The organism is Klebsiella oxytoca (genome assembly GCF_009707385.1).
Taxonomy (GTDB): domain Bacteria; phylum Pseudomonadota; class Gammaproteobacteria; order Enterobacterales; family Enterobacteriaceae; genus Klebsiella; species Klebsiella oxytoca_C.
In genome coordinates this window covers 1,786,052-1,801,884 of sequence record NZ_CP046115.1, presented here as the reverse complement: position 1 = coordinate 1,801,884, position 15,833 = coordinate 1,786,052, and the positions used below count along the sequence as shown (strand labels likewise).

Annotated in this window: 16 protein-coding genes; 6 read left to right on the top strand and 10 right to left on the bottom strand. The window is 46.0% G+C overall.

Annotated features, from left to right (window positions below; translation table 11 throughout):
• Positions 1-86: 86 nt before the first annotated feature.
• The 3 genes from GJ746_RS08370 to hutI are packed head-to-tail and all read right to left on the bottom strand — an operon-like array spanning position 87 to position 3,035.
• Positions 87-812: a histidine utilization repressor gene (locus GJ746_RS08370; RefSeq protein ID WP_154679774.1), complete on the bottom strand. Its 726-nt coding sequence runs from the start codon at positions 810-812 to the stop codon at positions 87-89.
• Positions 813-864: 52 nt separating this feature from the next.
• Positions 865-1,821 (bottom strand): formimidoylglutamase, encoded by a 957-nt coding sequence (gene hutG, locus GJ746_RS08365; RefSeq protein ID WP_154679773.1) that lies wholly within the window; start codon positions 1,819-1,821, stop codon positions 865-867.
• Positions 1,818-3,035, bottom strand: coding sequence for an imidazolonepropionase (gene hutI / locus GJ746_RS08360; protein ID WP_154679772.1), 1,218 nt, complete (start codon positions 3,033-3,035; stop codon positions 1,818-1,820). Before hutI ends, hutG begins: the two co-directional genes overlap by 4 nt.
• Before the next feature lie 356 nt (positions 3,036-3,391).
• On the opposite strand from hutI, the gene GJ746_RS08355 reads away from it, so the two are divergent.
• From GJ746_RS08355 to GJ746_RS08345, 3 genes are all read left to right on the top strand, one after another.
• The gene (locus GJ746_RS08355) at positions 3,392-4,675 is read left to right on the top strand and encodes a putative acyl-CoA thioester hydrolase (RefSeq protein WP_154679771.1); all 1,284 of its coding nucleotides are present in this window, start codon (positions 3,392-3,394) and stop codon (positions 4,673-4,675) included.
• Positions 4,676-5,086: 411 nt separating this feature from the next.
• The gene (locus GJ746_RS08350) at positions 5,087-5,299 is read left to right on the top strand and encodes a hypothetical protein (protein WP_154679770.1); all 213 of its coding nucleotides are present in this window, start codon (positions 5,087-5,089) and stop codon (positions 5,297-5,299) included.
• A 59-nt stretch (positions 5,300-5,358) separates the two neighbouring features.
• Positions 5,359-5,913: a LuxR C-terminal-related transcriptional regulator gene (locus GJ746_RS08345; RefSeq protein WP_154679769.1), complete on the top strand. Its 555-nt coding sequence runs from the start codon at positions 5,359-5,361 to the stop codon at positions 5,911-5,913.
• A gap of 95 nt (positions 5,914-6,008) precedes the next feature.
• Here the strand turns inward: GJ746_RS08345 and GJ746_RS08340 are convergent, their stop codons facing one another.
• Positions 6,009-6,740 (bottom strand): MerR family transcriptional regulator, encoded by a 732-nt coding sequence (locus GJ746_RS08340; protein ID WP_154679768.1) that lies wholly within the window; start codon positions 6,738-6,740, stop codon positions 6,009-6,011.
• Between the two features lie 189 nt (positions 6,741-6,929).
• Positions 6,930-8,153 (bottom strand): diguanylate phosphodiesterase, encoded by a 1,224-nt coding sequence (locus GJ746_RS08335; protein WP_154679767.1) that lies wholly within the window; start codon positions 8,151-8,153, stop codon positions 6,930-6,932.
• Between the two features lie 335 nt (positions 8,154-8,488).
• On the opposite strand from GJ746_RS08335, the gene ycgZ reads away from it, so the two are divergent.
• The 3 genes from ycgZ to GJ746_RS08320 all read left to right on the top strand — a co-directional run bounded on the left by ycgZ (position 8,489) and on the right by GJ746_RS08320 (position 9,497).
• The gene (gene ycgZ / locus GJ746_RS08330) at positions 8,489-8,734 is read left to right on the top strand and encodes a regulatory protein YcgZ (RefSeq protein WP_154679766.1); all 246 of its coding nucleotides are present in this window, start codon (positions 8,489-8,491) and stop codon (positions 8,732-8,734) included.
• A gap of 136 nt (positions 8,735-8,870) precedes the next feature.
• A complete protein-coding gene (locus tag GJ746_RS08325; RefSeq protein ID WP_227852760.1) occupies positions 8,871-9,176 on the top strand; it encodes a hypothetical protein in 306 nt (101 codons plus the stop codon).
• A gap of 54 nt (positions 9,177-9,230) precedes the next feature.
• Complete coding sequence (locus tag GJ746_RS08320; protein WP_154679765.1) at positions 9,231-9,497, top strand: biofilm development regulator YmgB/AriR family protein; 267 nt, start codon at positions 9,231-9,233, stop codon at positions 9,495-9,497.
• Positions 9,498-9,988: 491 nt separating this feature from the next.
• On the opposite strand, the gene GJ746_RS08315 is transcribed toward GJ746_RS08320, so the two are convergent.
• The 5 genes from GJ746_RS08315 to GJ746_RS08295 are packed head-to-tail and all read right to left on the bottom strand — an operon-like array spanning position 9,989 to position 15,803.
• The gene (locus tag GJ746_RS08315; RefSeq protein WP_154679764.1) at positions 9,989-10,666 is read right to left on the bottom strand and encodes a LuxR C-terminal-related transcriptional regulator; all 678 of its coding nucleotides are present in this window, start codon (positions 10,664-10,666) and stop codon (positions 9,989-9,991) included.
• Between the two features lie 16 nt (positions 10,667-10,682).
• The gene (locus GJ746_RS08310; RefSeq protein ID WP_154679763.1) at positions 10,683-11,408 is read right to left on the bottom strand and encodes a molecular chaperone; all 726 of its coding nucleotides are present in this window, start codon (positions 11,406-11,408) and stop codon (positions 10,683-10,685) included.
• Between the two features lie 23 nt (positions 11,409-11,431).
• Complete coding sequence (locus GJ746_RS08305) at positions 11,432-12,520, bottom strand: fimbrial protein (RefSeq protein ID WP_154679762.1); 1,089 nt, start codon at positions 12,518-12,520, stop codon at positions 11,432-11,434.
• 15 nt (positions 12,521-12,535) lie between these two features.
• Entirely contained in the window at positions 12,536-15,079 is a 2,544-nt protein-coding gene (locus GJ746_RS08300) for a fimbria/pilus outer membrane usher protein (RefSeq protein WP_154679761.1), read from the bottom strand.
• Positions 15,054-15,803, bottom strand: coding sequence for a molecular chaperone (locus GJ746_RS08295; protein ID WP_154679760.1), 750 nt, complete (start codon positions 15,801-15,803; stop codon positions 15,054-15,056). The genes GJ746_RS08300 and GJ746_RS08295 overlap by 26 nt, the downstream gene beginning before the upstream one ends.
• Positions 15,804-15,833: the final 30 nt, after the last annotated feature.

Below are 15,833 nucleotides of genomic sequence, written 5' to 3'. Positions count from 1 at the left end.
AAGCATGCGCAAGCCAGGATTTAACAGAAATGATACATTTTTGTTATATTGCGTCAGCAATCACGTTTTGCCGACGCGCAGGAGGATCAGGAAGCGAAATGCCCCTGGAGACGGTAGCGGCTACCGGGAAAAAGCAGGCGCGCGTGGGAGACAATATGGGTGGTGGACCAGGTGCGACGGCGGATCAGCAAACACGGGTCGTGGGCGTGGATTTGCAGCAGGGCGCACTCCTCAGCCGTTGCCTGTACCGCCTCAACGATATGTTCTCCCTCGGTCAAGGGGGCGATCAGCGACAGATAGTCGTGGGGCGTGGTGGCGGTATAATCCTGACGCAAATAGTCCGGTATCACGGCGGCGTTTACGCAGCGGTCCTCGATCTGTACCGGGATCTCATTTTCAAAATGCACCATCAGCGAATGAAAAATCCGCGTGCCAGCGGCTACGTTCAGCGCCGCCGCCTGAATCAGATCGGCCTGAGTCTCTTCCAGCAGGAGCACCTCACAGCGGTGCTGATGATGGCGAGAGGCGATTTCTTCAGCGATGCTGCGCACTTCGAACAGCGCCGACTGCCCTTTCGGCTCGGCGACAAAAGTCCCCACCCCCTGTAGCCGCACCAGCAGACCTTCATCGGTCAGCTCGCGCAGCGCCCGATTGATGGTCATCCGGCTAAAGCCAAACTGCGCCACCAGCTCCGCCTCCGAAGGAATACGATCGTGCGGCCGCCAGACGCCGCTGTGGATCTTTTCGCTGATTGCCTGCTTCACCTTTTCATAGAATGGCGCAGGCGCGGAACGAGGTTGCGGTGAGAACATGCCGGGCTTCCTTGTGCAATGGGCGACGAAACATCCAGAATATACTGAATCGCTAGCGCCACCAATGGGCGATTTGCCATGCCAGACGGGCCGCCGCGCGGGCTCCCTGGCTGTCAATATCATACTGTGGATTAAACTCAACCAGGTCCACCGCCTGAAGCTTACCGCTGCGGCACAGCGGCTCGATGATTCTCAGCAGCATAGCCAGCGGGATGCCGAGTGCGGCAGGTGCGGAGACGGCAGGCATTTCGCGAGCGGGCAGCACATCAAGATCGATAGTGAGATACAGGCGATCGTAGCGGGCAATATTACGCTCGATTTCCGGGATAACTCGCGCCTCAAGGGAGTGAAGAACTTCCAGATCCTCGATAATCGTCACCTCGCGGCGGGCAGCCTCGTCCAGCAGCGCCTGGGTATTGGCGGCACGGCTTACGCCGATACAGGTATAATGAAAAGCGCGCCGCTGCGCTTCGCAGACCAGCGCCAGCTGGCGGAACGGCGTACCCGAGCTGGCCCGGTCGGCAAAACGTAAATCAAGGTGCGCATCGAGATTGATAATGCCGACCTCTTCTGCGGGAAAAGCGTCCAGTACCCCGGCGCCGTGGCCGAAAGCCGTCTCGTGACCGCCGCCCAGTACCAGCGTACGCTTACCTGCACGCTGGCAGGCCGTAACCGCTTCGCGCAGCCCCTGCTGCGCCTCTTCCAGCGCTTCACCCACCGCGCTGATGGTTCCCATATCCACGCAGCGGTCGTGTCCGTCATGGCTGGCCATATTCGCCAGCGCCCGACGCAGGGTTTCCGGCCCTTTTGCCGCGCCGGTGCGTCCTTTATTACGCCGGACCCCTTCATCACAGGCGAACCCGAGCAGAGCTATATCACCGCTCACCGCCTGTGGCTCAAAACGCCCGGCCCGGTGGATAGTCTGAAACAGGCGCAGCGCGTTCGCCGCTTCCGTGCTGTCATCACGTCCCTGCCACAGCTCTGCGAGCGTAGGTAGCCAAAGATTCATACCATTTCTCCCCGAACAACGCGTTGCCAGAGCGGAGTGCGCCCCGGCTCATAAACCATCTCAACCGGATGCGCCGCATCCCAGATAGCGAAATCGGCGACAAAGCCCGCCGCCAGCTGACCGTGGCTGTCCTGACGACCCAGCGCCTGCGCCGCGTGACGGGTTACCCCAGCCCACGCCTCCTCCGGCGTTAAGCCAAACTTCACGCAGGCCATATTCATCGCCAGATGGAGACTGGCGAAGGGGCTGGTGCCAGGGTTGTAGTCCGTCGCCACCGCCATCGGCACGTTATATTCCCGCAGCAGTTCAACAGGCGGTTTACGGGTTTCGTTAAGGAAATAGAATGCGCCGGGAAGGAGTACCGCCACAGTTCCGCTACGGCGCATCGCCGCCACGCCCTCTGGCGTCAGGTATTCAATATGGTCGGCGGAAAGGCCTTTATAGCGGCTCACTAATTCGGCGCCCCCAAGCGAAGAGAGCTGCTCAACGTGTCCTTTTACCGGGATACCTAATGCCTGAGCCGTACTGTAAACCCGTTCAGTCTGCGCCGGACTAAAGCCGACGTTTTCGCAGAAGGCATCGACGCTTTCGAATAACCCCTCTTCCCAGAGCGCCGGGAGAATGGTTTCACACACCAGGTTGATATAACCGTCCGGATCACCTTTATATTCCGGCGGCGTAGCGTGAGCGGCGAGCAGCGTCGGCGAAATCTCCACGGCATGCGTAGCGGCAAGCTGTTGTATAACACGCAGCATTTTGCGCTCGTTTTCCAGATCCAGCCCATAGCCGGATTTGATCTCCAGAGTGGTGACACCTTCACGTAGCAGACGCTCCAGCCTCCGCCGGGCCAGCGCCAGCAGCTCCGCTTCGCTGCTTTCCCGGGTGGCGCGCACGGTAGCGTTAATACCGCCGCCGTTGGCGCTAATAGTCTGATAGGAGACACCGTTCAGGCGCTGCTCCCACTCCTGCGCCCGGCTGCCGCCAAAAACCAGGTGGGTGTGGCAGTCAATCAGCCCCGGCGTGATAAGTCTGCCGTCGAGGTCGATGCGCCGCCCTGACGGCACATCGCGTTCGGGAACAATAGCCTCAATGCGGCCATCGCGCACCAGCAGCGCATGGTTTTCAAGCAGACCGTAAGGCCGAGAGTTACGGGGGTCGAGAGTGGCAAGACGGGCGTTTCGCCAGATTACGCGTTCGGAAAAGGTATGTGTCATAGCCGTTAACTTGTCATGGGTTGTATAGACATTTATTTTAATCCCACGCGAAATGTCAACCCGGGAGCTACGAATGTTATTTATTTGTGATCAAAAGCGACCCATTCCGGGCGTTGATTATGTAAAGGCGGCAACTTTTTTGTGCTACGTCTTCCCGTTTCGCTTAACTTGGTATACAACAGCAGGCTTTAAAGGACTTATGCCCTTAATACTTTCAGTTGTCTGTGCCCTGACTACGCTCGTGCTCTTCGGTGACATAGTTTTACTATGCCCGCGAGGAATCACTTACTTGCCAACGGCCTGTAACTTTAATTATTCAGGGTATTGTTATTCGATTTATTCTTGCCCGGAGCAACATGAACACATATTCCGTTTCCCGTCTGGCGCTGGCATTGGCCTTTGGCGTGACGCTGTCCGCCTGTAGTTCGACGCCTGCCGATCAAAAGCCCTCAACGCAGACTGCGCCGGGCACGGCTTCTCGTCCAGTGTTAACCGCCGATGAAGCAAAAAACTTTTTACCGGAGAGCTATTTCCAGTCTCTGGCTCCTGGCGCCGCAGCCTGGCGTCCTGCCGCCATCAGCCTTCCTGCACAGCCTGACTTTATCGTTGGGCCTGAGGGCGCGCAGGGCGTAACCCACACCACAATTCAGGCCGCAGTGGATGCCGCAATTACCCGCCACTCTGACCGTCGTCAGTTTATCGCTATTATGCCGGGCGAATATACGGGCACCGTATATGTTCCGGCAGCTTCTGGCGCAATCACCCTGTACGGCACCGGCGAGAAACCCATTGACGTGAAAATTAGTGAAGCGATTGATTCAGAAATGGATCCCGCCTCCTGGCGTCATCAGGTCAATCCGCGCGGCAAATATATGCCGGGTAAACCGGCCTGGTATATGTACGACAACTGCCAGAGCAAACGTAACGCCACAAATGGCGTCATGTGCTCAGCGGTATTCTGGTCACAGAACAACGGTCTGCAGCTGCAGAATCTGACTATCGCCAACAACCTTGGCGATAGCGTTGATGCGGGTACCCATCAGGCCGTCGCGCTGCGTACCGATGGCGATATGGTGCAGATTAACAATGTGAATATTCTTGGTCGCCAGAATACCTTTTTCGTGACCAATAGCGGCGTACAAAACCGCCTGCAGGATAATCGTCAGACCCGTACGCTGGTCAGCAACAGCTATATTGAAGGCGATGTCGACATCGTTTCCGGCCGTGGAGCGGTGGTGTTCGATAACACCGACTTCCGCGTGGTAAACTCGCGCACTCAAAAAGAAGCTTACGTCTTTGCTCCGGCCACGCTAAAAAGCGTGACCTACGGCTTCCTGGCGATCAACAGCCGTTTTACCGCTTCCGGTGATAATGTCGCGCAGTTCGGACGCTCCCTGGACGTTGACGGCAATACTAACGGCCAGGTCGTTATCCGCGATAGCGTCATCAATGAAGGCTTCAATATTGCTCAACCGTGGGCTGATGCCGTTGGTTCTCATCGTCCGTTTAGCGGCAACACCGGAACCGCGGATGATAAAGGTAATCCGCAGCGTAATCTCAATGACGCAAACTTCAACCGCATGTGGGAATACAACAACCGCGGCGTGGGAAGCTTTGTCGTTTCTGAACCAAAGCAGTAATGTAAAACCGAGAGGGGGAGCCCTTCCCCTTCTCGCTCTTCTTCCCCTGCCCAATCTTCCCCTTTTATCGCCATCATCCTCTGGCAGAACACCGTTTTCTCTTTTACAGCACGCCTAAGTTGTACAACTTTCAATTATCACCAAAAAATAAATATCAAATAAAAACAATAAGTTAATATTGAAATTTAAAAAAATAAACAAAATGTACAAAATTTTACGGGGAAAATTGTACATTCTGAAAATCATGGCTATAGTTATAGCGTAAGTTTTAATTTCTCTGCATTACAGCATCCTGACGATTTAAAAATTGCACACCATTTCTATCGATCTGGTGAAAAACGTATAGCAAAGATCGTTGTTATCAACCGTCTTTGCTTGTCAGGCCGTTTTTAACGTTATATGAGATATATCATGCAAATTAAAAATACTATTCCGGCAGAGTTTGTCGCGAACTCTGCTTTGCTAAAAAACATTGAAAATATGGTCCGGCTTGATAATGAAACCGTTAGTAATGAACGTTTAATCGTTGAAGTTCAGCGTCGACTGAATATAGAGAAAAATGAAATTCTCGCCGATCTTTATATCCAAACGCTGCACATGTTATACGGTAAAAATCATCACTAAGCGTTATTTTTGATTTGCTAATAGTCATCACTAATTAACCTATCTGGCTCGGAGGACAAATGAATAACGACAAGCAAGGTCTCTTTTTGAATCATTACGATCTTTGGATTAATAACAATCTTCTTCGTCAAGGTTTACAGCTTGTCCTTGATTCATTATCACCGCACTGCTTTCATGGCAAATATGTCTTTTTCACCAGCGACAACTATTATTCCGTTATAAATCATAATTATGATAGCAGAAGAGTTCGTTTTGTTCTGCTTACCGATGGCAACGATTTGAACTTTCTGAGCGAAATCCCGATGTACCGAATCCCTGCTCGCTCTACCCCTGAAGAGATAAAATCGTTCATTCTGCGCCCTACGCTGTTTGGTAAGAAGTCGGACAACGAATCTGAGAGTATCGTTTTTACCAGTCGAGAAAAAGAAGTTATTCGTTTGATGAATGATGGCGAAGCGATGGCCAACATCGGAAAATCACTGAACCTACATATTAAAACAATTTATCAAATTCGCCTGACCTTAATTAAAAAGTTAGGCTGCTCTGGCCGTACTGATTTTTTTAACATTAGCCGCAGCGAAACATTTAAAGCCTGGACTCAGCTAAACTTCTGATAGCTTAACTATCGGCTTATTTTTGAGACGGATCGGCAAGACAAGCGGCGGAATAAAATAGCCAAAAAAGTTCCGCTGCTAACCTTCAATAACGCTTACTCCCCATGAAACTCAATTGTATAGCCCTGACTTTGCCAGTGGCTGAGGAGTTCCGCCTGCAAATGGGTTAGCGGACGGCCAGTCCAGACAAAAATATGCTGGCCGGGGAACAATTCCGGGCGGGGAGAATCCAGCGGCTCAGCCAGAACATTAACGTGCCAGGCTCGTTGCGACAATCGCCACGCTTCCAGCCACAATCGAGTGCGGTCTTCATTTCCCCAGCCAACCAACAGGGTCTCTTTACCAACCTTTTTGCGCGATTCTGCCAGGATAAGCGCTACGCAATCAATCAAAATGCCATCCAGCATGCTGATAATAGCCAGTGAAGTGTTCTGATCGAGGTTGAGCTTGCTGCGTACAGGCACAAAAAGGCGATCGATGAGCTTATCTACGGGGTATTCGTGGCTGAGGGACATGATTCGGGTGCGCAATTTCGAAGGCTGTACAACTCGTAGAAGAGTCATCATCTCTTCCTGAAGCAGAACGGCTGCATCTTGCGTTTCAGGTAACTGGCCTTCGAGCAGAGCCTTAACCTTGCCAACCGAGACTCCGCGATCTATCCAGCGTTTGATCTCCTCAATGCGCTGAACATCCTCTTCGTCAAACTGGCGATGCCCTCCCTCGCTCCTCTGCGGCTTCAGCAAGCCATATCTCCGCTGCCATGCACGCAAGGTAACAGGGTTGATTCCGCAACGTTCGGCGACTTCACCGATACTGTAATAAGCCATTAGCACCCTCTAACCTGATAATACTTTCCTGACTAAATTAACCAATTCAGGCGGGTTGTACAATTAACTTTTCTTGTACAGTTAAAATATAACAGGTCGGGCGCTAATGTATAGGTCAAAAAGGATGAAGCATTTTACCATTCTGTACGGACCTTACAGCGTAACTACGCACTCGGTACCGCATGAAATTTAAAGAATACCCCAGGATGATTTTTTCTCGGGCCACGATACCGCTGGAATACCTCCCAGACACGGGCTGGCAAACAAATTCCCCTGGAAATGGGTAATGCCAGCCGACTCCAGCCACATCCACTCTTCCGGTCGTTCAATACCCACCGCTGAAATGGCAATTTCCAGCGAGTTACAACATTTAATGATGGCCTGCACGATAGCCTGCCTGGGGCCGTGCTTATGGATATCTTTAACCAGCTGGCGATTAATCTTAATACGGTCCGGCTGAAACTGGGCCAACAGCAAAAGTCCGGCAAACCCGGCCCCAAAGTGATCGATAGCCACACGAATACCCGCAGACTTAAGTCTACGAACAGAATCGGTGAATTCATCAATGCGGGAAATCGCTTCGCTTTCGGTGAACTCAACAATAATCTGCTCTGAAATCAGACCATTCGCTTTAATTTCAGCTAAAAGAAATTCCACTGCTTCGGGGACATGTACCAGAGTCATTGGCAGAAGATTAATTGACAATGTGCGTCCACGCAGACGCAAACGCCCCGCCATAGCAAACGCTATTCGCTTGCTGTGGAGATCCGTCCAGTAAATATCTTCTCGCGGTACGCCATCAAAATAAACCGCAGGTGATTCACCGGAAGTGGTACGCAGTAGCGCTTCAAAAGAGACAATTTCTTTCGCAAACGGGTCGATAACCGGCTGAAATGCGAAACTGCACTCTTCCTGTTGCAGCGGAGCTTCCGGATAAAAGGCGGAACCCTCAGTGACAAAATCCCAGCTTTCTGCCGCAGGAATTTCATAATAATTTTCCTTTTCCGTGGCTTCTACAAAAGTACGGAAAAAATGGAGCGCTCTGTCATCATAAGTTAGCTGATATTTAGTGGTTCCTTTATCAAGCACAATTTGCAAAACTTCATCTCGGTCATACTCTCGTAAATCAAAGAGTTCCATACCTATTTTGCCAAATCGACGAGACGGGCCATGATCTCTTAGTAGCTCGACAAGATTATGATGGCGTCGGTCTTCACAGATACGGTGATAAATATCTTCAACCTTCTCTTCAGGCCCTTCTAATAGTTGAAAAAAATGGGTGCCGTTAAAAAGCAAAATACCCGACACTTCTTCCTGACCATTTTTTACATTTGCTGCAGCAACCATGCTTTCGAGCGATTTAATTGACACATTGTCACAGATATGACTGCGATAAATGATGGTAGTGAGCATGAAATTTCCAACAGAAGAGATAAAAGCAATTGAGATATTACAGTAGCAGGTCTATTCCCTTAAGTCGTGTAAAACTGACAGATTTACAGATAAATAAATGGCGTTAACATCCTCATTTGACTGGCCTTCTCGCCGATCGCCACACCTGTACAAACCGTACATCTCACATCTTTACTACCCCCTCATTTTTCAAAAAATTAAATCCATTAAAATCAATTAGATATGATAATATTTAAAAAAACTAACATATTTTTTTCATTTTCTATGTACAAGTTACCGATCATTGTATAACTTTAATCACAAGTTTACTGACGATTGAACTAACAGGAGCACATATGCAGCAGAACGGTTACATTCCTGACACGGCTAACGCTATTGCCCAGTACTTCAATAAAGCTTCATTGCCTTCACAGCAGGAAACATTAGGGCAAATTGTAATGGATATCCTTAATGAAGGACGGAATCTGAATCGTAAGTCCCTGTGTACAAAACTGCTGAGCCGTCTTGAAGTGGCTTCTCAACCTGAAGAAGAAAACCACTATCAAACGCTGATCGGTCTCTTATTTGAGAATCAGGACTAAGCGTTCTGCCGGTTATCTGGTGATTTAAGTCGTTACTGAATGAGGAAACATAAGGGATGGGTCAAAATCTTGTACAGATTACCGGCCTGGCACTAAATTCCCAGTCATGGAGATGACGATAATCAGAGATACAGTTATGAATAGCGGTGATTTTGATCCATTAACAGATTCGTTGATCGGGGAGGCTGTCCTCTCTCTGCTCAAAAATAAGGGGCCGATTACTACTCAGGCTCTGGTAAATAAGCTCCAGGCGATGCTGACTGGGGAAGCGGATAAAAAGCGGCGGGATGCAATTGGGCGTATTATTGATGAAATTAATAATATGGTAGCCCACCGTGGTAAGAAAACGCCTCTGGGTACTTCAGACGCTAAGAATGACTGGAATGATCCCAAATCTTTATTGGGTTCTTCCCGGCAGTCTGGTACCCATAAAATACACTGACCATTAACGGTCTATTCGTTAATTAACAAAGTAGAGAATATGATGAGACAGACTATGCATCAGCAATCAGATATTTACGCAGGCCTGAACGATACCGCACTCTCTGAATATTTCCGCAACGCAGGCGACAGACTGATTGATGAATCAGCGGTAATGTCGCTGGCTATCAGCAGCATCCTTGAATCTGAGGGGCATCTCAGCAACAAGGCCATTATTCTTTGGTTGATTACTGCCCTGGAAACCACCAGCGATGTCGTCACGGCGGACGTTATCCGCAAAACTCTGGAAATTGTCGTAAGCTACACCATGGACGATATCTAAAGTAGTTAAATAAAGATAAGCAATTCGGAGTCAGCGTTACTATATATTCCCTGAAGATTAAATATATTCAGGGAATATGATCTTGTAAATAGCTCAAGGTCTTTTATCTGACATCGAAGATAACTATATAGCAGCTTAATGTAAACAAAGCCATCATCACAGGGATGCTATTGCTTCCACTACTCGTGCCAGTACAGAGTCTCCATCCTCTGCGATATGGAGCCTATATAACGTACTAAAAAATACAAAACGTTCGTGGAAGTGGAATATTTTGCATACGAAGAGTATGCGAATATTCTGGAATTTTCCTGATACAGCCCAGGCAGAACCATAATTCATATGGTCCTGCCTGGGCTGACAACACGCTTGAAACGAAGTGAAAGACTGCTCTGAATCTTCGAAGATGCTGGCCTACAAAAATGTTGCCGTAGTGTTTTAAACTTACTCTCTACTTAATATTTTTGTAGTCACCATCTCACTAATAATTTTGATTACACAGATGGCCGTTGGTGTGCAACCAGCTCCTTTTTTTCGCGTAACAGAGCAAGGTTTCTCAGCCGCCGGTACAGAACAGGATCCTGTTGCATTATCAGTTTACGCACTAAGGTATCCTGATCTCTATAAATTAGTTTGTTGCTGACGCCCAGTTCACGCGATATCTCTTTAACAGATAGTCCTTCCAGCAGATGGTAAACTATTTGTTGTTCTCGTAAGGTAAAGAGAAAGCAATTATTATACTTTTTTTTATTTTTCGTAATGACAGCATGGCAGTGAGTTAAGAAAATTTCCATCCGTTCTTTAATCACTGAAAGATCGTTCCGCCCCCCCAGATGTAACATAGAAGTTTTATCAAGACTATACATATCAACAAAAAATAAAACATTGCTAAATACGACTCTTTTATCACCCAGCCATTTAACAGAAAAAATAACATCATTTTCAAAAGATTTACTACTTGCCTTGCTGATATCAAAATTTTTCAACGAGAAGGGAATAAAATTTAAATATTTATCAATAAGATGAAAAGGTATATCTTCCTGCAATTCATTTTTTAATGCAGATGAAAAAAGTAATTCTTTAAAAATCGAATGAACTGCAATTCCATCATACACATTCTTTGTCAGATAGATAAATTTATAGCGTAGTAATGATGAGTTAAATCCCAACATAGTCTTATCCCTCTCATTATCTCAAGCTAATTCGCTCTACGCCAAAATCATCTATCCAGGTTAAGGATTTTATATCTTGATTTGTTCCCACTATTTTTTCTGATGATATATCCATAAATGAATAAGGTAATATCATACCATCTTGAGGCAAATCATTTATCTCTTTACCGTTGGTTAGCGTAACTTTCAATAGTGAATAATGAAATGGCGTTCTATTTTCTATCCGGATACAATATTTATCATCACAGCTTATTTTTAGAACATTAATATTCTTTAACTGTTGCTCGGTGTTAAGTTGCGCCAATGCTAGCGGGCGATAAAAAACCTTTATCCGCGTACGAAAAGCAACCTGTAATAAAGCCGCTCCCTCTTTCCCCTTGGCTTTTCGTGGGATTTCTAACGCATTCAGCCAAAATAAAGACTCTGTATTCTTTGTTAATAGATTTTTGTCATCAATAAACTGCAGTCGGATAATGCGCGATTCTTTCCCGTCCAGACGGAATACCGGAGGTGAGACCAAAAATGGTGTTTTTATCACCTCAGGCTTATCCATTATATTATCTCTGTCGATCCATAGCTGCATGAGAACTGCATTATCACCTTCATTTTTAATCTGAAATGTCACTTCCCGCTCAGTTTCATTTAAAATAAGTCGAGTAAAATTAATATACGTCGCAGCGTATACCAACGAACAAAAAGATAATAATAACATGGCAAATAGAATTTTAGCGGAGAAGACCATAATACAATTTCCTGATAATAACTTTATTTATAACTCAAGGTAAAAGTAACAGCACCATTAATTCCTCCTGGAGAAACATTAGCTTCCGTTTGATACAATCCTGCCCGCAATGGAATTTTATAAGTTGCATTATCTACCGTGGGATCATAATCCGTTAACAGATATGAGGTATTAAACGATAATGGAACATCCTGATCATTTAACAATTGAATTCCGACACCACTTGCAGTGGATGTAGAGCTGATAGCGAACAGCCCCTGAGAGTTATCAAGTATTGCCGTTGTTGGCGTAAAGAGATAACTAATACTGGCTAATCCAGCCGGACACTCAGTGAACACCAAATCGAAATTTTTCCTTGATGTGGTGTAACCTATTCCGGTAAAACTTGCACGACTAGCTGGCGGAAGATTCACATTAACATCAGAAGTTGTACAAGTCCCTCCTGTTGTCGAGATAACTAATCCTCCGGCACGAAACTGTGCAATCATATATGTACCACTACCAACAGAGTTTGAACCACCGTAGGTCTGATAATGTCGCATATACATTGGATCGAAAACTGCGGTTGAACCGGCCCTTAATGATGCCTTTGTTTTCACAAACCTAACCTGTACATCAACACCGATATTCCAGGAGCCGGCATCGTCGTCACTAACATTAAATAATTGCGAGGGCGTTTGATAAATCCCATTAGCAACGGTTAACGGATACCAATCGCTCATCTGACCTTTAACGGTATAGCGCCAACGTGCCACATAACCTAACCCATCCTTTACTACCGTGTCATAAACGTTATAAGTTTGGCCGTCGATCTGCATTGTTCCCCAAACACGGTAGGGAGGATATCCCTGAACCGCCATAGGTACCGTATAACTTTTATAATTGCTCACATGTTCGCAAGTCCATGCAGTAGGATTGGATGAAGTCATCCAGTTGCCCAGCAAATCTCCAACATCGGCATCTTTACCAACTTGTACAGTGGTAGAATCAAAATATTGATAGTAACCGCTGGTTCTCTTGCAGTTAACCCAAGTACCATCAGCTTTTGCATTTCCAATAGCACCAGCTAAGACAAATAAGTGCAGAACCCAAATGTGAACTATTTTTACCATTATGCACTTCTCCTGTTATTGGCAAACTGCATGAGCTTGTGGCAAACCAACGCCTGTTCCTACCGATTTAGCAGGAAGTGCGTAAGCAAATGAACAAGTTTGTTGACCTTTTTCTCCCCATATTACATGGAGTTTTCCAGTTTCATTTTTAACTCTAACGAAAGCCTCCCCGCCTTGTGTGACATAGCCGACAGGACGATTGTTTTCATCCATGATCGCAGAGCCAAACGGTAATTCCTCTGAAGGGTGACTTAATGTAAGAAGAAGAGAATGACCGACATCGGTCTTATACTTCATCAATACTACAGCCCCTGCCGTTGGCACGATATTCTGGCTGGTCACTTCGAGCGAAACATCATTCGATAAGCCTTTCGGGTCGAGTTCAATAGTATTCTGACGATACGGCGTTAAATATGGTACCGCTGCCTTACCGTAGCGATTTAAACTCAGGCTATTGTTATTAGCTATTCTTGCCCCAGCAGCTACATCAGCCTCAATAATTGCTACTGTATCGCCCATTACAGGAGTGAGTACAATCCCATTTTGCCACGCTACGACACCACCAGATAAGTTCATTCCATACTGCTGATAACCACTTCCGGCTGAAACATTAGCGCCAATACTACTCCATGGCGATGTCCAGTTACCGCCTAGTCCCCCGGTTTTTTTAGTACCATTTTGCTTATAATGGTCAACATTACTAAATGCATTATAAGTAAACTGCCTATTATTGCCTGTGGTTCCGGCAATAGAGTTTTGAATTCCCTGGTGATCGCGTTCTTGAATATAAGTCGAATTGAGATAAGCCGAACGACTACTTTCACCAAGTGGTAAGGAAATTCCAATCGCAATCTTATTATCCCACTTATCCTTCATCAGATCGCGTGTTCTACTACCATTTATATTCAGATTGAAATACTTGAATGCATTTGTATAGCCAAACTGATATTCCGTATCTTGGCCACTTCTGTTCCAATAATCCTGAGTACTTGCGCTTAAATTAAGGCTCCCCCAGGCATCACTTATAGCTTGCGTTGCGCTAATTTGTATACGGTTCTTACGGTTAATAGTATCGTTGAACCAACTATAGTTACGCTGCTGACCATCACGCATTATCATCGCGTCATCAATACTATAATAACCTGAACTAGAATAACGATAACTCGCAAGCGTAACGTTAGTATTCACCACTGGCAATATTTTAGCGAAAGAGAAGCGAATACTCTGACCTTCTCGCTTACGGTCATCGCTAAAGGTACTACGTGCATGAGTGATATCCGCTGAAATAGCGCCAAAAGAGGTATTTAGTGCTCCTCCTCCCGCAATCGACTGGTAATCCTCACCACCCAGTACACCAGAATAACCTGTAATGAGATTAGAAAATCCATGACGAAGAGTTCCCATCATGATGTAAGGTTCTTCATTTACAGATGTATTATGATAGCGCCCGCCCATCAAGGTATAGCGAGTAATTCCCGGACGTAACAGTTCAGCAATTGAAGCATAAGTTACAGTGAAGCTACGTTCGCTTCCATCTGCCTCTTTTATTGTGACCAGCAAATCACCACCTGTGCCTGTAGGATATAGGTCATCAATAGTGAAGGGGCCAGGTGGCACAGTTGTCTCATAAATTCGCATGCCTCTCTGGCTAATGCGAATGAGAGCATTCGTGTTGGCTATGCCATTAATTACAGGGGCATAACCACGTTGTGAATCCATATACATACGATCATCAGAGGCGATCATTACACCGCGGAATCCAACACTATCGAAGACCTGTCCCTCGGTTGATGACTCACCCATAACCAATTTACTGCGTAATGGAATGATAGCGCGTTCAACATAAATATTGGCGTTATCATAGCCCCAATTTTTTCCTTCACTCCAGTTGAATGAGCCGCGATAACGCAGGCGCCAAACATCCCAATTTATTCCCCCTCTGAGCCCAAGGTATTGGGTCGAAAGAGAATCAGCGCCGGACATATCAGAATGGTAGGCATTATAATCATATTGCAGCATTGCCGCCGAAATCCCATGATCCCAGAGTTCAGGGCTGACATAGCCTCGAGCATAGCGTAATAAATAGATCTGAGGAGACTGTACATTAATACGCTGAGTAGCCACATCAAATTTCGTTATAAGGTCCTGATAAATATCTTCAGTATGTACACACGCATCATCTTTCTTTAATCTTTCTATTGTTTCAGATTTAATCTTATTCAAATCAATTCCAGCAATGGATACTAACTTGATATTAAAACAAGGTTTAGCTACCGCTGACTGTGGGTCGTCTTTGGCGAATTTAACATCAACACGACCTTTCCATTTTTCATTAACATAAAGATCGACAGTATAATTTCCGCTAGCAACCGGGTTTCCCTGAGTATAAGCACTAACATCAATAGCCGATCGCAAAAATTCTCTGTTAAAAAAAACCTCATCATTTTGTCGTGCTACCACTGCCTGAGGAATAATAACTGATAAAATAACAAACTGTGCTATCCGGTTTAAACAGACTGAAGGTGAGTGTATTTTATTTAGTTTGCAGCGACTGCTCATTTCTTGTTTCTCCTCCATAATCGTTGATCACACTGTAAAATAGAGTGAGACCGTCCAGCCGTTCTGATTTCTTCGTTACTAACTGGAGATTTATTTCTCCTTTAGGTGCAATCATTCGTTGAGGAAAATGCTCAACAGCGGCAGCTATCGCCGAATCTTTTTTCCTGCGAAAATCTATACTCCTAAATGTAATATAATAGGGAGAGTTATTTTTTATATTTAAAGTATTACCGTTTCTCTTAAATATTAGTTTTTTATACGATTCTAGTACGCTATATTCGAGATTAGCAGGACGATAAAATAATTTTATCCTGGTACGAAATGCCAGTTGCATGATATTAGAACCTGCTTCAATCATCTTTGTGGGCTTTGGCGGGATCTCCAGCATATTAAACCAGAACAAAGTTTCCCTATCATTCGGAAGATTTTCCCCAGTAAACATGACTCTAACTGCCTGCCCCTTATCAGGGTCAATACGAACAACAGGCGGGGTGATCATAAAGGGCACCTTTACCTCACCTGGTCTGGATTTAGGGTTGCCATCATCAATCCATAACTGAAGTAGATAAGGATTCTTGCCATTATTTTTTAATTGCACAATGGATTCTTTGTCTTTTTCATTGAAAACAATTCTTGTTCCATTAATAGCGACATCTGCCAAAGCTTCAACAGACATAAAAAAAGATACAATTAAAATAAAACAGTGGGATATTTTTTTAAGCATCAAAGAACCTCATCATTGAAAGGAGTAAAA